This window comes from Herbaspirillum rubrisubalbicans, assembly GCF_003719195.1.
GTDB classification, from domain to species: domain Bacteria; phylum Pseudomonadota; class Gammaproteobacteria; order Burkholderiales; family Burkholderiaceae_D; genus Herbaspirillum; species Herbaspirillum rubrisubalbicans.
Genome location: NZ_CP024996.1, coordinates 1250442 through 1269498 on the forward strand (window position 1 = coordinate 1250442; position 19057 = coordinate 1269498).

General features: G+C 62.1%; 16 protein-coding genes. 11 read left to right on the top strand and 5 right to left on the bottom strand.

Features of this window, described 5'->3' with window-relative positions:
- Positions 1-87: 87 nt before the first annotated feature.
- Positions 88-657, top strand: a complete 570-nt coding sequence (locus RC54_RS05665; RefSeq protein ID WP_058894546.1) for a phosphonate degradation HD-domain oxygenase — start codon at positions 88-90, stop codon at positions 655-657.
- Here RC54_RS05665 and RC54_RS05670 read toward each other — a convergent pair.
- Positions 654-1421, bottom strand: a complete 768-nt coding sequence (locus RC54_RS05670) for a helix-turn-helix transcriptional regulator (RefSeq protein WP_061790205.1) — start codon at positions 1419-1421, stop codon at positions 654-656. The genes RC54_RS05665 and RC54_RS05670 overlap by 4 nt on opposite strands.
- A gap of 189 nt (positions 1422-1610) precedes the next feature.
- Positions 1611-2393 carry a 3-hydroxybutyrate dehydrogenase gene (locus tag RC54_RS05675; protein WP_017453125.1) on the bottom strand — a complete coding sequence of 261 codons (783 nt, stop codon included), beginning with the start codon at positions 2391-2393 and terminating at the stop codon, positions 1611-1613.
- Between the two features lie 477 nt (positions 2394-2870).
- Here RC54_RS05675 and RC54_RS05680 point away from each other — a divergent pair, with 477 nt between their 5' ends.
- From RC54_RS05680 to RC54_RS05700, 5 genes are all read left to right on the top strand, one after another.
- The gene (locus RC54_RS05680) at positions 2871-3638 is read left to right on the top strand and encodes a GNAT family N-acetyltransferase (protein WP_017453126.1); all 768 of its coding nucleotides are present in this window, start codon (positions 2871-2873) and stop codon (positions 3636-3638) included.
- Entirely contained in the window at positions 3635-4525 is an 891-nt protein-coding gene (locus RC54_RS05685; RefSeq protein WP_017453127.1) for a UDP-2,3-diacylglucosamine diphosphatase, read from the top strand. Before RC54_RS05680 ends, RC54_RS05685 begins: the two co-directional genes overlap by 4 nt.
- Before the next feature lie 66 nt (positions 4526-4591).
- A complete protein-coding gene (locus RC54_RS05690; RefSeq protein ID WP_058894549.1) occupies positions 4592-5644 on the top strand; it encodes a glycosyltransferase family 4 protein in 1053 nt (350 codons plus the stop codon).
- 224 nt (positions 5645-5868) lie between these two features.
- Positions 5869-7893 (top strand): methyl-accepting chemotaxis protein, encoded by a 2025-nt coding sequence (locus RC54_RS05695; protein WP_231738991.1) that lies wholly within the window; start codon positions 5869-5871, stop codon positions 7891-7893.
- 172 nt (positions 7894-8065) lie between these two features.
- Complete coding sequence (locus RC54_RS05700) at positions 8066-9730, top strand: methyl-accepting chemotaxis protein (protein WP_061790204.1); 1665 nt, start codon at positions 8066-8068, stop codon at positions 9728-9730.
- Between the two features lie 41 nt (positions 9731-9771).
- Here RC54_RS05700 and RC54_RS05705 read toward each other — a convergent pair whose 3' ends face one another.
- Positions 9772-10113, bottom strand: coding sequence for a hypothetical protein (locus RC54_RS05705; RefSeq protein ID WP_061790203.1), 342 nt, complete (start codon positions 10111-10113; stop codon positions 9772-9774).
- On the opposite strand from RC54_RS05705, the gene RC54_RS05710 reads away from it, so the two are divergent.
- Positions 10103-11863 (top strand): methyl-accepting chemotaxis protein, encoded by a 1761-nt coding sequence (locus RC54_RS05710; protein ID WP_061790202.1) that lies wholly within the window; start codon positions 10103-10105, stop codon positions 11861-11863. The two genes, RC54_RS05705 and RC54_RS05710, sit on opposite strands and share 11 nt — an antisense overlap.
- 130 nt (positions 11864-11993) lie before the next feature.
- Here the strand turns inward: RC54_RS05710 and sixA are convergent, their stop codons facing one another.
- Both sixA and ppk1 read right to left on the bottom strand, forming a co-directional pair.
- The gene (gene sixA, locus RC54_RS05715; RefSeq protein WP_061790201.1) at positions 11994-12473 is read right to left on the bottom strand and encodes a phosphohistidine phosphatase SixA; all 480 of its coding nucleotides are present in this window, start codon (positions 12471-12473) and stop codon (positions 11994-11996) included.
- A gap of 66 nt (positions 12474-12539) precedes the next feature.
- Positions 12540-14654 (bottom strand): polyphosphate kinase 1, encoded by a 2115-nt coding sequence (gene ppk1 / locus RC54_RS05720; RefSeq protein WP_058894555.1) that lies wholly within the window; start codon positions 14652-14654, stop codon positions 12540-12542.
- A gap of 407 nt (positions 14655-15061) precedes the next feature.
- Here ppk1 and pstS point away from each other — a divergent pair, with 407 nt between their 5' ends.
- From pstS to pstB, 4 genes are all read left to right on the top strand, one after another.
- Positions 15062-16111 carry a phosphate ABC transporter substrate-binding protein PstS gene (pstS, locus tag RC54_RS05725; RefSeq protein ID WP_058894556.1) on the top strand — a complete coding sequence of 350 codons (1050 nt, stop codon included), beginning with the start codon at positions 15062-15064 and terminating at the stop codon, positions 16109-16111.
- Between the two features lie 139 nt (positions 16112-16250).
- Complete coding sequence (pstC, locus tag RC54_RS05730; protein ID WP_058894557.1) at positions 16251-17261, top strand: phosphate ABC transporter permease subunit PstC; 1011 nt, start codon at positions 16251-16253, stop codon at positions 17259-17261.
- Complete coding sequence (gene pstA / locus RC54_RS05735; RefSeq protein WP_017455459.1) at positions 17261-18154, top strand: phosphate ABC transporter permease PstA; 894 nt, start codon at positions 17261-17263, stop codon at positions 18152-18154. The genes pstC and pstA overlap by 1 nt, the downstream gene beginning before the upstream one ends.
- A gap of 35 nt (positions 18155-18189) precedes the next feature.
- Complete coding sequence (gene pstB / locus RC54_RS05740; RefSeq protein WP_020480179.1) at positions 18190-18990, top strand: phosphate ABC transporter ATP-binding protein PstB; 801 nt, start codon at positions 18190-18192, stop codon at positions 18988-18990.
- The last annotated feature ends 67 nt before the right edge of the window (positions 18991-19057 follow it).

Consider the following 19057-nt stretch of genomic DNA (forward strand, 5'->3'; position numbering starts at 1 on the left):
AGCACGATGTCATGCAGATGTCATGGCCGCTGCATGGCCAGCGGCTATAGTGGCTGCTTGAATTTTTCTTCATGAGCGAGGCGCAAGATGGCCCTGAGCCTGGATGATATCGCCCTGTTGTTCACACGACACGGCCACACGCAATATGCGGGCGAACCCGTCACGCAACTGGAGCACGCGCTGCAATCGGCCTTGCTGGCCGAGGAGGAGGGTGCCGCGCCCAGCCTGATCGTGGCCAGTCTGCTGCACGACCTGGGGCATCTGCTGGAAGACCTGGGCGACACGCCCACTCTGTCCGGTGTGGATGACTTGCACCAGTACCGCGTGCTGCCTTTCCTGCGCGGACTGTTCGATGAAGCCGTGCTGGCGCCGATTGCCTTGCACGTCGATGCCAAGCGCTACCTGTGCGCCACCGATCCCGATTACTTCGCCCGTCTTTCGGCCGACTCGGTGCGCAGCCTGCAACTGCAGGGCGGCATCTTCGACATCGAACAGGCGGCCGCTTTCATCGACCGGCCCTATGCCCGGGATGCGCTGCGCCTGCGGCGCTGGGATGATTGCGCCAAGCTGGCCGGACTGCCCACGCCTGACTACGCCCATTTTGCCGGCTACTTCAGCCAGTGCCTGCATCAGCCAGGCCAAGCCGCCAGCGCTTAAGCCCGGTACTGCTTGCGGTAGGCCGACGGCGTGGTGCCGCGCAGCTTGCGCATGGCGTGCGTCATCGCACTCTGGTCGCCATAGCCGCAGCGCTGGGCGATGGCCGCCACCGGCAACTTGCTGGTGCGCAGCAACTGACAGGCTTGCGCCAGACGTACCTCAGCCAGCCAGGCGCGCGGTGACGTGCCCAGTTCCTGTTGGAACCATTCATGCAGGCGGCTGGGGCTGATGGCGGCCAGCGCGGCCATGTCGGCCACCGTCCAGGGCTGGGCGGCTTGCGCCTCGACCCGGGCCAACATGCGGTGCAGGCGCGATTTGACCTGCGGTGGTTGCTGCGCCAGGGTGTCCAGCAGCAGCGGCACCCAGTGGTGCAGCGCATGGCCCGCGGCCGGTGCGGTAGATTGCGCCAGCGACAGCGCCATGAATTCCACCAGCTTGCTGGCGGCCGCCGTCAGTGGCACGAAGGCGCGCCGGGCCAGGGCTTCCAGTTGCAGCGTGTCCACGGCGTGCGGCGCCAGGTCCAGGACCAGCGCGCGATTGCTGCCACCGGCACGGGTCTCGTGCCAGGCGCCGGGTTCGACGAAGGCCGCCGTGAGGCTGTCGGCGTAGCCCTGGTGCCCGGCAATATCGAGCTCCAGCCGGCCCGCCAGGGGCAGCACCAGCTGAGAGAAATCATGGCGGTCGGCCAGGGTCTGCTCGCGATAACTGCGCAGATGCAATTGCGGCAGCGGCAGCTCGCCTGGCGGCAGTGTCAGGGTCGGCATGGCACATCGGATGGACAATGAAGATCGCCCATCATAGCCGATTGGCGCCAGCTGGATTAAGGATGGGTTAATGCTGGCTCAAGGGGGGATTAAAGCCGGATTAAAGGTCGAAATGGCTCGGCCAGTGCGGGCCAGCAAAAAGCCGCCAGGTCTGCACCATGGCGGCTTGCCTGGAAGGGGCGTCAGTGCTTATTGCATGTGCCAGCCGTGGCTGACCACCACCGACTGACCGGTCAGGGCATTGGTCGGGAAGGCGGCCAGGAACACGGCGGTCTGGGCCACGTCCTGGGTGGTGGTGAATTCGCCGTCGACGGTGTCCTTCAGCATGATCTTCTTGATGACGTCTTCTTCGCTGATGCCGAATTCCTTGGCCTGCTCGGGGATCTGCTTTTCCACCAGCGGGGTGCGCACGAAGCCGGGACAGATGACGTTGGTGCGGATGTGGTCCTTGGCGCCTTCCTTGGCCACCGTCTTGGCCAGGCCCAAGAGGCCATGCTTGGCCGTGACATAGGGCGCCTTCAAGGGCGAAGCCAGGTGCGAGTGGACCGAACCCATGTAGATGATGGAGCCGCCACGACCCTGCTTGATCATCGCCTTCATCGCTGCGCGCGTGGTCAGGAAGGCGCCGTCCAGGTGGATGGCCAGCATCTTGCGCCAGTTCTCCAGCGACAACTCGGCCACCGGGCTGATGATCTGGATGCCGGCATTGCTGATCATGATGTCCAGGCCGCCATAGGTGTTCACGGCATCGGCCACGCCCTTGTCGACCTGAGTTTCATCGGTGACGTTCATGGCCACGGCCATGGCGGTGCCGCCATTCTTGACGATCTCTTCGGCGGTCGCCTTGGCCGCTTCCAGGGCCAGGTCGGCGATGACGACCTTGGCGCCCTGTTTGGCATATTCGACCGCGATTTCCTTGCCGATGCCGCTGGCCGAACCGGTAATGAGAGCGACTTTATCCTTGAGTAGCATGATCTTCCTTTATGTTTCGAGTTGACGGACATTGCAAAGCATAGCTGCCAACAGGCCCGGTGCCCTTGCGCACGATCACTGCCGGCGGCCATCGATCCATGGTTTCGATGAAGTGCGCATCGAAAGATTCCTCGGGTTTGCACCCTCTTTCCTTACCCTCGCGCGTGCATCTTGCAGTCTCCTGATGCCGCTTTGTCATGCCATTGTAACGCTGGGCGGATGGTTGTTGCTGCACTGCCAAAACGGCCGCAGAGGTCATGTGGGTGAAACAATCGCTGGGTAGTCTGTGCAACGTTATCCCGGGGACATCGGTTGTTTCTCGAAATTTTTGAATTGAAGTTTCGTTTTCTTTCGGAAACAACCGCAAATCTGAAGGGGTATCGGATTGTAGCCAGTTGAGGTCGCTTATGTTGGTGGATTTGACCTTGGCTCTGGCAGTCCAAGGTCCCCTTCACACATCACCATAAAGGACAATGCATGAGACTGCTTACCATTCCTGCCGATGCCAATCCGAGTTTTGCCAAGCTCAACCTGAGCCTGGCCAGCACCCCGGAAGAAGTGCGCGAAGTGCAGCGCCTGCGCTACAAGGTCTTCATCGAAGCGATGAACCTGTCGGCCCTGGCCAATCCCGAAGGCCTGGACAAGGATGAGTTCGACGACTACTGCGACCACCTCATCGTGCGCGACAGCAAGACCCTCTCGGTGGTGGGCACCTATCGCGTACTGAGCCCGCACGGCGCGCGCCGCATGGGCAAGTTCTACTCGGAACAGGAATTCGATCTCTCGCGCCTGGACAACATCCGCGGCGTCATCGCCGAAGCCGGTCGCGCCTGCATCCACCCGGACTACCGCAGCGGCGGCGTGATCATGATGCTGTGGGCGGGCCTGGCCGCTTACATGCGCAAGGAACGCTGCGAATACCTGATGGGTTGCGCCAGCGTCAGCCTGGCCGATGGTGGCCACAATGCCGCCGCGCTCTATCACGCCTTCCGCGAAAAGAACATGGCCCCGCCCGACTACCGCGTCGCGCCGCTGTTGCCCTTCCCGCTGGAAGACCGCCAGGCCGGCGTCGATCCGCAGATCCCGCCGCTGTTGCGCGGCTACCTGCGCAGCGGTGCCTGGGTGTGCGGCGAACCGGCCTGGGATCCTGATTTCCACTCGGCTGATTTCTTCCTGCTGCTGCCGCTCTCCAAGCTCGACAGCCGCTACGCCCGTCATTACCTCAAAGAGTCGAGGACCGCATGAAGCCACGCGAACAGTTCATGGAAAAAGCCCAGGGGCTGTTCGCCGACCTGGGGGCCGAGGGCGACCAGCATGATGACGAATCCAAGCGCGATCCGCTGCGCTTTCGCACCATCTGGATTTCCGACATCCACCTGGGCACCACCGGCTGCCAGGCCGAGCGACTGTTGGAATTTCTGCGCGCCACCGAATCCGAGACGCTCTACCTGGTGGGCGACATCATCGACGGCTGGCAACTGAAGCGTCGCTGGTACTGGGACCAGAGCCACAACAACGTGGTGCAGACGGTCTTGAAGAAGGCCAAGAAGGGCACCAATGTCATCTTCGTGCCCGGCAACCACGATGAAGTGATCCGCCAGTTCATCGACCTCGATTTCGGCGGTATCAAGATCCGTGACGAACTGGTGCACGTCACCGCCGAAGGCAAGCGTATGCTGGTCTTGCATGGCGACCGTTTCGACGGCGTCATCGCCTGCGCCAAGTGGCTGGCCTATGTGGGTGACTCGCTCTACACCATGATCCTCAAGTTCAACCAGTGGTTCAACAGCTGGCGTGCCCGGGCCGGCCTGCCTTACTGGTCGCTGTCGCAGTACCTCAAGTCCAAGGTCAAGAACGCGGTGAACTACATCACCTCTTTCGAAGATGCCCTGGCCGAGGAAGCCAAGAAGAAGGGCCTGGACGGCGTCATCTGCGGCCATATCCACAAGCCCGAGATCCGCGACATCGGCGGCGTGGTCTACTGCAACGATGGCGACTGGGTCGAGAGCCTGTCGGCGCTGGTGGAAGAGCCCAATGGCGAACTGCGCCTGGTGTCCTGGCAGGAAATCATGCAACTCAAACGCGCTGGCAAGGAAGCCCGCCAGGCTGCCCGGGAACTGGCGCCGGCTTGACCATTGTCAACCGCTGCCAACCTGGCATCCAGTCAGCCACCTCAAGACCTATTGTCGATACGATTTATGCGCATTGCCATCATCAGCGACGCCGGAGAGCCGCAAGTCAACGGCGTCGTCAACACCTTGCGCTCCACCGTGCGCTGCCTGCGCGGTTTCGGCCACGAAGTGCTGCTGCTGTCACCGCGCGACTTCCGCACCTTCGCCTGTCCGACCTACCCGGAAATCCGGCTGGCCTACAAGCCCTACGCCCGCATCGCTGCCGCCCTCGAAGCGTTCCAGCCGGACTGCATCCACATCGCCACCGAAGGCCCGATGGGCTTGGCCGCGCGGCGCTACTGCCTGCGTCACAAGCTCAATTTCACGACTGCCTATCACACCCGCTTCCCGGAATACCTGGCCGCCCGCAAGCTCTTGCCCAAGGCCATCACCTATCGTCTGCTGCGCTGGTTCCATGGCCGCTCCGAAGCCATCATGGTGCCCACCCCGGCGATGAAGACGGCGCTGGAAGAAGAGGGCTTCCGCAATGTCGTACTGTGGGGCCGTGGCGTCGATACCAATCACTTCCGCCCGGCGGTGGAAGACCATGCCTGCATCGAACGTCCGCTGTTCCTCTACGTAGGGCGGGTGGCGGTGGAAAAGAATATCGAAGCCTTCCTCCAGCTCGACCTGCCCGGCACCAAGTGGGTGGTGGGCGACGGCCCGCAGTTCGAAGACCTGTCCACGCGCTATCCCGAAGTGCGCTTCCTGGGCGCCAAGGGGCATGACGAATTGCCGGCCTACTACAACTGCGCCGACGTCTTCGTCTTCCCCAGCAAGACCGATACCTTCGGCCTGGTGCTGCTGGAAGCCATGGCCTGTGGCATTCCGGTGGCCGCCTATCCGGTCGAGGGGCCCATCGATGTGGTCGACAATGGCGTCTCCGGCATCCTGCGCCAGGACCTCAAGCAAGCCTGCCTGCAAGCCCTGAAGCTGGACAATGAAGCCGTGCGCGCCCATGCCGCCACCCGCTCCTGGGAGTCGGCCACCCAGCAGTTCCTGCAGCATCTGCACCTGGCGCGTCACAAGCAGCCGGGCCAGGCCACTGCCATCAATCCGGTACGCGAAACGTCCAGGTAAAGCTTGCTGACGGGTAATTTGCTGTTACTGTTCAGGTGGCGAAAAGCCACAAGCGGGCTACCGCCGAGAGGATTTCTGACAAAAATCAGGACAGCTGGTTTTATTTGCACAATCGGCGCTAGTGTCCGTGGCATCATCTCCCCTGAGTGAAAATCAATGAGCGCCGCAACGGCGCCTGGTCGAGCCGTTCGGCCGACCATCTGCAACCTGGGGGAAAATCCATCATGACAAGACTGCTTGCCAACCTGAAGCTATGGCAGAAATTCGCTTTGCTGGGCGTACTGGGACTGATTCTGTTCGGAGTGCCCACGGCCCTCTACTACGGCAGCACGTCCCACACCATCAAGCTCAAGCAAGATGAAATCGCCGGCGTGGAGCCGGTGCGCAGGCTCTTGCGCAGCGTACAACTGATGCAGCAGCATCGCGGCATGTCGGCCGTCATGCTCAACGGTGCCGCCGACATGGCCGGCCCGCGTCAGGCCAAGGCCGCCGAGGTCGACCAGGCCTTGCAGGCATTGGGTGAGGGACTGGCCCCGATGGGGCGCGATGATCCCCAGGCCCTGGGTAGCTTCAACAAGCTGGTCGAGACCTGGAACAAGGTGCGCGACGCCGTGGCCGCCAAGGCAATCACCCCGCCGGAGAGCTTCGCCGCCCACAGCGCAGCCATCGCTGCCTTGTTCGACCTCAACGAGCGGATGCTGGACTATTACCACTACACCGTGGACCCCGACTTCGACAGTACTCAACTCATCAATGCCGCCTTCATTTCCATGCCGGCGCTGACCGAAGACCTGGGCCGCGCGCGCGCCCGTGGCGCCAGTCTTCTGCTCAAGAAAGAATTGAAGATGGAAGATCGGCTGGAACTGGTGGCCATGCTGGAACGCGCCCAGGAGCGCCTCAATGCCGCCAAGAAATCCTTCAGCAAGGGCGTGGCGGCCAACCCGCACCTGGGCACGCAATTGGGCAGCACTTTCCAGCAGGCCGACCGCATGGGCAATGAAGTGATCCAGCTCACCCGCGAAAAGATCTTGCTGCCGCAGGAAATGAGCTTCTCTCCCGATGACTATTTCAAGCGCTTCACGGCGGCCATCGATGAACAGTTCAAGGCCACCCGTGCCGTCACCGAAGCCCTGGCCGCGCAGCTCGATGCGCAGAACGCCGACCTGCGCCGGCAGCAGTTGAGCGTGTTGGGTGCGGTGCTGCTGTTGGCGGCGCTGGTGGCCTGGCTGGGCGTGATGATCACGCGCTCGGTGAGCGTACCGGTGCAGGCCTCGGTGGCCATGGCCGGGCGCGTGGCCAACTACGACCTGACTGCGCGGGCCACCGTGCAGGGGCGCGATGAATCGGCCCAGTTGCTGGGGTCGCTCAATGACATGACGCACAGCCTGGGCGGTATCGTCGGTCGCGTGCGTACCAGCATCGAAGTGATCCAGCACGCCTCACGCGAGATCGCCACCGGCAATGCCGACCTCTCGCGGCGTACCGAATCCCAGGCGTCGAGCCTGGAAGAGACGGCCAGCGCCATGGAGCAACTGACCTCCACCGTGCAGAACAATGCCCACAGCGCGCGCCAGGCCGACCAGCTGGCCAGTTCGGCCTCGCAACTGGCCGAACGTGGTGGGCAAGTGGTGGGCAACGTGGTCGATACCATGGCGCAGATCCGGGATAGCTCGCGCCGCATCGTCGATATCATCAGCGTCATTGATGGCATCGCCTTCCAGACCAATATCCTGGCCTTGAATGCCGCAGTGGAAGCGGCCCGTGCCGGCGAGCAGGGGCGCGGTTTCGCCGTGGTGGCCTCCGAAGTGCGTTCGCTGGCCCAGCGCAGCGCCGGTGCCGCCAAGGAAATCAAACAACTCATCAGCGACTCGGTGGAGCGGGTGGAGACCGGTGGTCAACTGGTCGATGAAGCCGGCGCCACCATGCATGAGATCGTCGGCTCGGTGCGCCAGGTAGCCGGCATCATGAGCGAAATCACCCAGGCCAGTGAAGAACAGAGCAATGGCATCAGCCAGGTCAACGACGCCATCGCGCAGATGGAAGGCATCACCCAGCAGAATGCCGCCCTGGTCGAAGAAGCCGCCGCCGCCGCCGAGAGCCTGCAGCAGCAGGCCGAACTGCTGTGGGATGCGGTCAGCGTATTCCGCATCCAGGAGGACGCGGCCCACCAGCCGCGGCAGCCGCAGGCCGTCAGCCAGCCGCACGCCGCCGTCAGTGACACTCGGGAGGGGCGTCTGGCGTTGACTTGAGCCCCGTCGTTGGCAGAAGGGCTGTGGCCTTTCTTTCAACTATGCAATACACACATGAAGACATGCTGACAAAGCATTGGATTGCCTGTGTGCATCTCTTCTAAGATGCGCCACCGCACGGCCCGTCGTCCCCCCTCAGGACGCGCCTTGGCGTGACAAGGAAGACACTCCCATGATGCAACACTTGAAGATCGGCAGCCGCCTGGCGTTCGGATTTTTCCTCATCCTGACGCTGGCCACCGCGATCCTGGTCATCGGGCTGTGGCGCATGGCCGAGCTGGAAGCCAGCAACGAATACGTGATCGAAAAGAAGGTCACCGCCATGACCGCCGCCTTGAACATGCGCGAAGCCGGCAGCGCGCTGGCGCTGGCCTTGCGCAAGGTGGTCACGCCCACCGATGCGGCCGAAGGCAAGACCGAGGATGCGCACCTGGGTAAGATCCTGCAAGCCTATGCGGGCTATGAAAAGCAGCTCACCGACCTGTCCCCCGGCGGTCGCGGCAAGGAACTGCTGCTGGCCACCAGCGGCGAGGGCAAGAAGTTGTTCCCGCTGGTCGGGCAGATCCGCCAGCAGGTGGGCAGCAACAATTACTTCGATGCCGCCCAGCAGTTGAAGAGCGATTTCCTGCCGGCCCACGAAAAGTGGATGAGCAGCGTGGCCGCACTGGCCTCGTTCCAGCAGGAAGACATGCAGCAGGCCCACGCCCAGGCCAGGGACAGCTACCGCAAGGCGCAGATCGGCATGTTGGCCATGGGCGTGCTGACGCTGGGCCTGGGATGTTTCTTCACCTTCGTCATCACCCGCTCCATTGTCACGCCCCTGAAGCGCGCCGGCCAGATCGCCGAGACCATTTCGCGCGGCGACTTGACCCAGCACGCCCAGGCCCAGGGCCATGATGAAGCTGCGCACCTGGTCAATACGCTCGATGCCATGCAGGCCAACCTGGCGGCCACCCTCAACGAGGTCAAGCAAAGCGCCGCCGTCATCGCGGTGGCCTCGCATGAAATCGCGCGCGGCAACGTCGACTTGTCCAATCGCACCGAATCGCAAGCCTCCAGCCTGGAAGAAACCGCCAGTTCCATGGAGCAGCTCACCTCCACCGTGCAGCAGAACGCCGCCAATGCACAGCAGGCCAACCAGTTGGTGCTGTCGGCCTCGGACCACGCTACCAAGGGCGGACGCGTGGTGGGTGATGTGGTGACTACCATGGGCTCGATCAAGGAAAGCTCGGGCAAGATCGTCGACATCATCGGCGTGATCGATGGCATCGCTTTCCAGACCAACATCCTGGCCTTGAATGCCGCCGTGGAAGCGGCCCGTGCCGGCGAACAGGGGCGCGGCTTTGCGGTGGTGGCCTCTGAAGTGCGGGCACTGGCCCAGCGCAGCGCGGCTGCCGCCAAGGAAATCAAGCAACTCATCAGCGACTCGGTGGACAAGGTCGATACCGGTGGCAAGCTGGTCGACGAAGCCGGCGCCACCATGAGCGAGATCGTCGCCTCGGTCAAGCAGGTGGCCGACATCATGGGCGAGATCACCGCCGCCAGCCAGGAGCAGAGCGCCGGCATCGCCGAGGTCAACCATGCGATCACCCAGATCGATGAGATCACCCAGCAGAACGCAGCCCTGGTGGAGCAAGCCGCGGCGGCCGCCGTGAGCCTGCAGGAGCAGGCCGATGTATTGGCCCAGGCGGTGGCGGTGTTCAAGCTCAAGACGGTGCTGCAGGTGCCGACGGTGTCGGTGCCGGTACCGCTTCGCAGCGTCAATGCGCCGCCTGCGGTGACGGCGGCAGCCAAGCCGGCCAGGCTGGCTCGGGATGAAGAGTTCGAGGAATTTTGAATGGCCGGTCTGAGCTGCCAGCGCATTAAAGGTAACTTAAGTCAGAAATTAAATATAAAAAATAAATAATTCTTGAGCGCCGCGCCTTCCAGGTCGCGGCGCTCTTTTTTGAGGGGGGCAAGCACGTCTTGTGGGAATTCAAGATAATTGCAGGGTTGCCGTAAAGCGATATCAAGTGCAGCAGGCCACCGTTCCGGCAAGAGGTGGATGGTGACCTGTGCGGCCAGGGGGAAGAGTGGGGCGTTGCGACCGCATCCGGTCAGTCCGGTAGGCCGCCACGACCGCGCCAGTCGGACCAGTGTGTCGCCCCTGGGAATGAGTACATGAGTATGAATGTGCGGTAACTTCCCTTCATCCACCGGAACCACTTCAATGTCCTTCAAGAATCTTTCCATCAGGGCGCAACTCGCCATTGCCTTCCTTGTGCTGTCCATCCTGCTGCTGGCCCTGGGGGTATCGGGCCTGCTGGGCATGTCGGCAGCTGTGAGTATCAATCGTCAGTTGTCAGAGGAGCGTCTTCCCAAGACCGTGGCCGCCGACAACATGCTGATCTGGGTTGGCCGCCAGCGCACTTCGCTGGACCAAGCCGCCATGAGTCTGGATGCCGCCTGGACCGAACGCATGTATGGTATGGAAGCCAATGCCCGCAAGGAAGCCTTGCAGTGGTGGGACAAGTACACCGCCTTGCCACAGACCGAAGAGGGCAAGGTGCTGGTCAAGAAAGTCTCGGATGGTATTGCCAAGACCCAGGTGGAACTGGACAAATTCACCCAGGCCATCAAGTCCGGCGAGCGTCAGGCCATTGCCGACCAGGCCCGCAAAGTGGGGCAGGCCTACAGCGCCATGCAGCTCGACGGCCAGGCCTTGAACAAGTATGAAACCGAGCAGGCCGTGCAGAGCCTGGCGGCTTCTAATGCGCGTTACGAGGCCTCGCGCATTTTTTCCATCAGCGCCATCATCGTCGGCCTGCTGCTGGCCTGCTTCAGTTGGTGGTCACTGCGCCGCGCCATCGGTGAGCCGATGCAGCGCGCCCTGCGCCACTTCGACGCCATCGCCAGTGGTGACCTGACCCAGCCGGTGCACGTGCATTCCAGCAATGAAATGGGCCAGTTGCTGCAGGGGCTGGCGCGGATGCAGGAAAGCCTCTCGCGCACCGTGCGCGCCGTGCGGGGAGGCAGTGAGGCCATTGCCACGGCCACCCGCGAGATCGCCTCCGGCAACCTGGACCTGTCGGCCCGCACCGAACAGCAGGCGGCCTCGCTGGAAGAAACCGCCTCCAGCATGGAAGAGTTGACCAGCACCGTGAAGCACAACGCCGACAATGCCCGCCAGGCCACCACGCTGGCGGTCAATGCCTCCACCATCGCCGCCGATGGCAATGTCGTGGTGGGGCAGGTGGTGCAGACCATGGAACAGATCCGCGAGAGTTCGTCGCGCATCACCGATATCGTCAGCATCATCGATGGCATCGCCTTCCAGACCAATATCCTGGCCTTGAATGCCGCAGTCGAAGCGGCCCGCGCCGGCGAACAGGGACGCGGCTTTGCGGTGGTCGCCACCGAGGTGCGGGCGCTGGCGCAGCGTTCTTCCAGTGCGGCCAAGGAGATCAAGGACTTGATCATGCATTCGGTGGAGCGGGTGCAGGCCGGTTCCGAACTGGTGGGCCAGGCTGGTGACACCATGAGCGATGTGATCCAGGCAGTGCAACGCGTGACCGACATCATGAGCGAGATTTCGGCCGCTTCCAACGAGCAGAGTGCCGGCATCGACCAGGTCTCGCGCGCGGTCACGCAGATGGATGAAGCTACCCAGCAGAATGCGGCCTTGGTGGAACAGGCCAGCGCGGCGGCCAAGTCGCTGCAACAACAGGCTCAGGCCCTGATGCAGGAAGTGGCGATCTTCCGCGTGGAGCCGGGTGCGGTCGAGGCGGCGCCCGTGCCGCCGCGGGCTGCAGCGCCGCGACCGGTGCCCAAGGCGGTGACGCCGGCCAAGCCCGTCACGCCCAAGGCCGCTCCGCTGACCAAGCGTGCGGCCCTGCCGGCAGCGCCTGTGACTCCCCCTGCTGCTCCTGCGGCCAAGCCAGCCTCGCGTGCCACGCCGGTTGGCGATGACGGCGACTGGGAGACCTTCTGAGTGACTGGGCCACACTGGTAAGAAACTTCATCGGCTGCAATCAGCAAATCGCCGCAGCCCCCAGCAGGGGGCGCGGCGATTTTTTTCCTTCATATAGAAGTCCGGCAGACCTGAGCCAGGGGGGCTGCCTTCAGCGTGGCGAGTGCTTGCCCGAGGTGGCCAGCAATTCCGGTGCGATCACGGCCTTGAGATAGTTGGTGGTCACATCGCCGCGATCACGCTGGGCGATCCACCAGACATTGGCCTTGCGCAGCGACCATTCCTGCGGCTGGCCGGCGATCAGTTGCGCGGCCACCTGGCCCAGGGTGGGCTGGTGCCCGACGATGAGCACCGGTTCGCGGCTGTCGGGCCAGTTGGCTGCGCGCAGCAAGTCCGCGGCGCTCATATTGGGCGCCAGGTCGGCCACCACCTTGTACTTGCGCTTCAAGGCTTCCACCGTCTGCAAGGTACGGGTGGCCGGGCTGACCAGGATGCGACAGCTTTCCGGCAGGTTGCGGTCCAGCCATTCGGCCATCTTGGCCGCCTGCTTGTGGCCCTTGGGGGTCAGGGCGCGACCCTCATCGGGCTCGCCCAGTTCGGCTTCGGCGTGGCGCCATAGAATCAGGTCCATTTCAGCTCCTTGGGGAAATCAGCGTGGGGCTTGCTCCTGCTGTACGGCGCACTTGCCATCACCATCTCACTCTTCCGAGGGCGCCACCGGAATGCCCAGCGTGCTCATCAGGTGTTGCTGGGCGTTGAAGCATTGCTGCTTGTTGCGCGGTTTCTTCAGGGTGTAGACGCCATTGACGTCGAGCAGCCAGGAATTGGTGTTGTCCTTCAGATAGGGATTGAGACCTTCCGAAATGACCCGTTTCTTGAGTGCCTTGTCCAGCACCGGGAAGGCCACCTCGATGCGGCGGAACAGGTTGCGGTTCATCCAGTCGGCACTGGCCAGGTAGACATCGTGGGCCAGGTCGTTGCGGAAGTAATAGATGCGCGAGTGTTCCAGATAGCGGCCGATGATGGAACGCACCTTGATGTTGTCTGACAGCCCCGGCACGCCCGGCCGCAGCGCGCAGGCGCCGCGCACGATCAGGTCGATCTTCACGCCATCGGCCGAGGCCGCGTAGAGCGCCCGGATCACCGATTCATCCAGCAGTGCATTCATCTTGGCGATGATGCGCGCCGGCCGCCCTTCTCGGGCGATCTGGCCCTCGTTGCGGATGGCGCGGATGATTTCCTTCTGCAGCGAGAACGGCGCCAGCCACAGCTGCGTGAGGTTGCGTGGCTTGGTCAGGCTGGTCAGGTGGATGAAGACTTCGTTGACTTCGGCGGTGAGCTGCTGGTTGGATGTCAACAGGCCAAAGTCGGTATAGAACTTGGTGGTATTGGGGTGGTAGTTGCCGGTGCCCAAGTGCGCATAGAAGCGCAGCCCCTGGTCTTCATCGTGGCGGATCACCAGGGCCAGCTTGGCGTGCGTCTTCAGGCCCACCACGCCATAGACCACCTGGGCGCCGGCCTGCTCCAGCTTGACCGCCCAGTTGATGTTGGCTTCTTCATCGAAGCGCGCCATCAGTTCCACGATCACCGTGACTTCCTTGCCATGCTGGGCGGCGTAGATCAACGCTTCCATCAGGTCCGAATTCATGCCGGTGCGGTAGATGGTCTGCTTGATGGCCAGCACCCGCGGATCATGCGCGGCGGTGCGGATAAAGTCGACCACCGGTTGGAAGGACTGGAAGGGGTGGTGCAGCAGCACGTCCTTCTTGTCCAAGGCATCGAAGATGTTTTCGCTGGCCAGTTGCGGCGGCAGGGTGGGGGAGAAGGGCGGGAAGCGCAACTCGGGCTGGTTGACCAGGTTGACGATCTCGCCCAAGCGCACCATGTTGACCGGCCCTTGCACGGCATACAGGCGGTTGTGTTCGATGTTGAACTGGTTCAGCAGGAACTGCGAGAGGTGTTCGGGACAATTGGCCGCCACCTCCAGGCGCACCGCCACGCCGAACTGGCGGCTTTGCAATTCGGTCTCCAGCGCCTGGCGCAGGTTCTTGACCTCTTCTTCATCGACCCACAGGTCGCTGTTGCGGGTGACCCGGAATTGCGAATAGGCCATGATGTCGCGCCCCGGGAACAGGTCGGCGATATGCGCATGGATCACTGAAGAGAGCAGGCAGAACGAAGACTGGCCCTTGGCCGAGAGATGGTCCGGCAGCTTGATCACGCGCGGCAGTACGCGCGGGGCCTTGATGATGACGATGCCCGTGCCGCGCCCGAAGGCATCCTTGCCGGAGAGCTCGATGATGAAGTTCAGGCTCTTGTTGTGGACCTGCGGGAAAGGATGGGCCGGGTCCAGGCCGATGGGCGTCAACAGCGGCCGCACATGCTGTTCGAAATACTGCTTGACCCAGGCCCGCTGGGCTTCGTTGCGGTCATCGTGGCGCAGCAGGTGGATGCCATTGGCGGCCAGTTGCGGCAGGATTTCCTCGTTGAGCAATTCATACTGGCGCGCCACGATGCGGTGGCATTCGGCGCTGGTGCGTTCCAGCGCGGCGCGCAGTTCGGGGGGATCGGTGTGCTCGCCTTCGATACGGTTGGCCAGCAGGCTGGCGATGCGCACTTCAAAGAATTCGTCGAGATTGCTGCTGCAGATGCAGAGATAACGCAATCGTTCCAGCAGCGGCACACTATCGTCTTCGGCCTGGGCCAGCACGCGGCGGTTGAACGCCAGTTGCGACAATTCGCGGTTGAGGTAAATCGTATTGGCGGGAAGTTCAGGTTGGGTACTGCTTTCCGGCTTTGCTTTTCTGGTCATCAATGGTCCCTGTCCATCCACTTTGAGCGGGCAGTGTATTTAGGAGGTATGACGAGTTTATGACAACAGTTGTGTGGCTTTGTCACATTTAAGCAGTATAAGAGAAGTCTATGTGATAACAAAATCATATTTGTTTTACGGCAACCCTACCCCTGCATTCTCCCCGAAACACTGACATCAAATTGTCAGGAAAGCCGCACAGCGCCTGGCGGCGCGGGTTTTCGGGCGGCCTTGGGTGAGACGCTGCGGCTCGTCACGGGCGTTGCTGAGGCTGGTCTTGATGACAAGGCCGGGTCATAAACTCGTCACATTAGCTGGTTAAAGTTCGCCCTGTCTCGAAAGTCATCCCTCCCGATGTGATGTTTCTCGGTGACGATCCTCTCTTCAAAATCATAGGAGTAGCAGAAATGGGGTTTAACCATCTGATTAAGTCTGTTGCAATCGCAGTGGCTGGCGCTTTCGCTTTCAGCGCTGCCGTTCATGCAGCAGAAATCACCGGCGCTGGCGCCTCCTTCCCGTACCCGGTCTATGCCAAGTGGGCTGAGCAGTACAAGGCCGCTACCGGCAACAGCCTGAACTACCAATCCATCGGTTCGGGTGGTGGTATCAAGCAGATCAAGGCCAAGACCGTCGATTTCGGCGCCTCCGACGCGCCGCTGCCGCAAAGCGAACTGGCTGAAGCCGGTCTGACCCAGTTCCCCGCCGTGGTCGGTGGCGTGGTCCCCGTGGTCAACCTGGATGGTGTGACCCCGGGTCAGATCAAGCTGTCGGGCCAAGTCCTGGGCGACATCTACGCTGGCAAGATCACCAAGTGGAATGCACCGGAAATCACCGCCCTGAATCCGGGCGTGAAGCTGCCTAACGAAGACATCACCGTGGTCTACCGTTCGGACGCTTCGGGCACTTCCTACGTGTTCACCTCCTACCTGTCCAAGGCCAACGCTGACTTCAAGGCCAAGATCGGTGCCGGTACCGCCGTCAAGTGGCCCACCGGCGTGGGTGGCAAGGGTAACGAAGGCGTTGCCGCCAACGTGCAGAAGGTCAAGGGCGCCATCGGCTACGTCGAGTACGCCTACGTCAAGAAGAACAAGCTGAACTACACCCAGCTGAAGAACAAGGATGGCAACTTCGTCTCCCCGGACGACACCTCCTTCAAGGCCGCGACCGCCCACGGCGACTGGGCCAAGACCCCTGGTTTCGCTGTTGACTTCACCGACGCTGCCGGCAAGGAATCCTGGCCGATCTCCAGCGCCACCTTCATCCTGCTGCACAAGCAACAAGATGGCGACGGTGCCAAGGGCAAGGAAGTCCTGAAGTTCTTCGACTGGGCCTACAAGAACGGTGGCAAGACCGCTGCCGAGCTGGACTACGTGCCGCTGCCGGATTCAGTCACCAAGCTGGTGGAAGAGTCCTGGAAGAGCAACGTCAAGGACAGCAGCGGCAAGGCCATCTGGTAATTCCAGGCCAAGCAAGCCTCTCCCCCCGGAGTATTCGGGCCATCGCAGCGAGAACGAGCAACTCTGATGACAGAGCATTCGCGGCGATGGCCCGTTTTAATGGTGAATTCAAATGAGCGCTAATTATTCCACCACGGCAATGTCGAATACCGAAGTCAAAAAATCCCCGACAGAGACTGAAAGTGCGCAGGCTGCGCGCCAGAAGTTGATGGCCGTCATGCGCCGCCAGCGACTGCAGGATTTCTTTTTCCACAAGATCACCCTGATCTTCGCCCTGTCCGTGCTGCTGATGCTGGGTGGGATCATCGTTTCCCTCATCATCGGCGCTGCGCCCGCCTTCCAGGCCTTCGGCCCCGGCTTCATTACGCGCGTCGAATGGGATCCGACCAATAACGAATTCGGCGCCATGATCGCCATCGTCGGCACCCTGTCGACCTCCATCATCGCCTTGCTGATCGCCTTCCCGGTCAGCTTCGGCATCGCCCTGTTCCTGACCGAAATCTGCCCCGCCAAGCTGCGTCGCCCGCTGGGCACCTGTGTGGAACTGCTGGCCGGCGTGCCCTCCATCATCTACGGCATGTGGGGTCTGTTCGTGTTCGCGCCGCTGTTCTCCGAATACGGCCAGCCCTTCCTGAAGTCCACCCTGGGCCAGATCCCCGGCATCGGCGTGCTGTTCTCCGGCCCCACCATGGGCATCGGTATCCTCACCGCCGGCCTGATCCTGTCGGTGATGATCATCCCCTTCATCTCTTCGGTGATGCGCGACGTCTTCGAAGTCGTGCCTGCAGTGTTGAAGGAATCGGCCTACGGCCTGGGTTGCACCCGCTGGGAAGTGGTGCGCAAGGTGGTGCTGCCCTACACCAAGACCGGTGTGGTCGGTGGCGTCATGCTGGGCCTGGGGCGTGCACTGGGCGAGACCATGGCGGTGACCTTCGTGATCGGTAACTCGCACCGCCTGTCCTGGTCGCTGTTCTCGGCCGGTAACTCGATTGCCTCCACGCTGGCCAACGAAATCGCCGAAGCCTCCAGCAAGCTGCACGTCTCTTCGCTGTTTGCCCTGGGCCTGATCCTGTTCGTCATCACCTTCATCGTCCTGTCCGCCGCCAAGATCATGTTGATGGGCATGGCGCGCAAGGAAGGAGCCAAATAATGAGCCAGACCGTACAACTGGTGGAAAAAGCTGCCACCGCACAAGTCGTCAATCCCGTCTATCGCCGCCGTCTGATGCAGCATCGCATGGGGATGCTGTTCTCCTTCCTGGCCATGGGCCTGGGCCTGTTCGTGCTGGCCTGGATCCTGCTGACCCTGGTGTTCAAGGGCGTGGCCGCCCTGAACCTGGGCCTGCTGACCGAAAACACGCCCGGTCCGGGCGACGCCGGCGGCGGCCTGTTGAACCCCATCGTCGGTTCGCTGATGATGGTCGGTATCAGCACCCTCATCAGTACCCCCATCGGCATCCTGGCCGGTGTCTACCTGGCTGAATACGGCGAGGAAAGCAAGCTGGCCCAGGTCACCCGTTTCGTCACCGACATCATGCTGTCGGCACCCTCGATCGTGATCGGTCTGTTCATCTACGCCATCTACGTGGCCAACGTGAACCACTTCTCGGGTTGGGCTGGTACCTTCGCCATTTCGCTCATCGCCATTCCGGTGGTGGTGCGTACCACCGACAACATGTTGAAGCTGGTTCCCAGCGGTCTGCGCGAAGCGGCCTTCGCGCTGGGCGCACCGCGCTGGAAGGTGGCCATCATCGTGCGTCTGCGTGCGGTCAAGGCGGGTGTGGTGACCGGTGTGCTGCTGGCGGTGGCGCGTATCTCGGGCGAGACCGCACCGCTGCTCTTTACCGCCCTGAACAACCAGTTCTTCAGCACCAACATGAACCGTCCGATTGCCAACCTGCCGGTGGTGATCAACCAGTTCGCCATGAGCCCGTATGACAACTGGGTCTCGCTGGCATGGGGCGGCGCCTTGCTGATCACTTTCAGCGTGCTGCTGCTCAACGTGCTCTCGCGTACCCTGTTCAAGCAACAAATCCCCGGCTAATTCTCCAAGTGACCGACATGACTACTGCTCATCAAATGGCAAGCCACGCTTCGACCGCACCCCACAATGCCGCTGCGGCCCTGAAGGCCACGCTGGAAGTTTCGCAACTCAATTTCTACTACGGCGGATTCCAGGGCTTAAAGAACATCAACCTCAACATCTGGGAAGGCAAAGTGACCGCCTTCATCGGCCCGTCGGGTTGCGGCAAGTCCACGCTGCTGCGTACCTTCAACCGCATGTATGACCTCTATCCGGGGCAGCGCGCCGAAGGCAAGATCATCTATGCCGGCAACAACATCCTCGAACCTGGCCAGGACTTGAACATGCTGCGCGCCAAGGTCGGCATGGTGTTCCAGAAGCCGACCCCGTTCCCGATGTCGGTCTACGACAACATCGCCTTCGGTATCCGTCTGTATGAAAACCTGCCCAAGGGCGAGATGGATGAGCGCGTCGAATGGGCGCTCAACAAGGCCGCCCTGTGGGGTGAAGTCAAGGACAAGCTGCACAAGAGCGGCCTGTCGCTCTCCGGCGGTCAGCAACAGCGTCTGTGTATCGCACGCGGCGTGGCGGTCAAGCCGGAAGTGCTGCTGCTGGATGAGCCGACCTCGGCGCTGGATCCGATCTCGACGGCCAAGGTGGAAGAACTGATCGGTGAGTTGAAGAACGACTACACCATCGCCATCGTGACCCACAACATGCAACAGGCGGCGCGTTGCTCGGATTACACCGCCTACATGTACCTGGGCGAGCTGGTGGAGTTTGGCGAGACTGACCAGATCTTCATGAATCCGGTGCGCAAGGAAACCCAAGACTACATCACCGGCCGATTCGGCTGAACCGTCGTCTCGGCTACTGCGCGCTCCGATTTCGCGTCTGCGATGCTCGCCGTACCCCAGTACGGCT

Bases quoted from the DNA above. Each gene is read 5' to 3' on its own strand.
- RC54_RS05665 (WP_058894546.1), top strand. From the start codon at position 88: ATGGCCCTGAGCCTGGATGATATCGCCCTGTTGTTCACACGACACGGC.
- RC54_RS05670 (WP_061790205.1), bottom strand. From the start codon at position 1,421: ATGCCGACCCTGACACTGCCGCCAGGCGAGCTGCCGCTGCCGCAATTG.
- RC54_RS05675 (WP_017453125.1), bottom strand. From the start codon at position 2,393: ATGCTACTCAAGGATAAAGTCGCTCTCATTACCGGTTCGGCCAGCGGC.
- RC54_RS05680 (WP_017453126.1), top strand. From the start codon at position 2,871: ATGAGACTGCTTACCATTCCTGCCGATGCCAATCCGAGTTTTGCCAAG.
- RC54_RS05685 (WP_017453127.1), top strand. From the start codon at position 3,635: ATGAAGCCACGCGAACAGTTCATGGAAAAAGCCCAGGGGCTGTTCGCC.
- RC54_RS05690 (WP_058894549.1), top strand. From the start codon at position 4,592: ATGCGCATTGCCATCATCAGCGACGCCGGAGAGCCGCAAGTCAACGGC.
- RC54_RS05695 (WP_231738991.1), top strand. From the start codon at position 5,869: ATGACAAGACTGCTTGCCAACCTGAAGCTATGGCAGAAATTCGCTTTG.
- RC54_RS05700 (WP_061790204.1), top strand. From the start codon at position 8,066: ATGATGCAACACTTGAAGATCGGCAGCCGCCTGGCGTTCGGATTTTTC.
- RC54_RS05710 (WP_061790202.1), top strand. From the start codon at position 10,103: ATGTCCTTCAAGAATCTTTCCATCAGGGCGCAACTCGCCATTGCCTTC.
- sixA (WP_061790201.1), bottom strand. From the start codon at position 12,473: ATGGACCTGATTCTATGGCGCCACGCCGAAGCCGAACTGGGCGAGCCC.
- ppk1 (WP_058894555.1), bottom strand. From the start codon at position 14,654: ATGACCAGAAAAGCAAAGCCGGAAAGCAGTACCCAACCTGAACTTCCC.
- pstS (WP_058894556.1), top strand. From the start codon at position 15,062: ATGGGGTTTAACCATCTGATTAAGTCTGTTGCAATCGCAGTGGCTGGC.
- pstC (WP_058894557.1), top strand. From the start codon at position 16,251: ATGTCGAATACCGAAGTCAAAAAATCCCCGACAGAGACTGAAAGTGCG.
- pstA (WP_017455459.1), top strand. From the start codon at position 17,261: ATGAGCCAGACCGTACAACTGGTGGAAAAAGCTGCCACCGCACAAGTC.
- pstB (WP_020480179.1), top strand. From the start codon at position 18,190: ATGGCAAGCCACGCTTCGACCGCACCCCACAATGCCGCTGCGGCCCTG.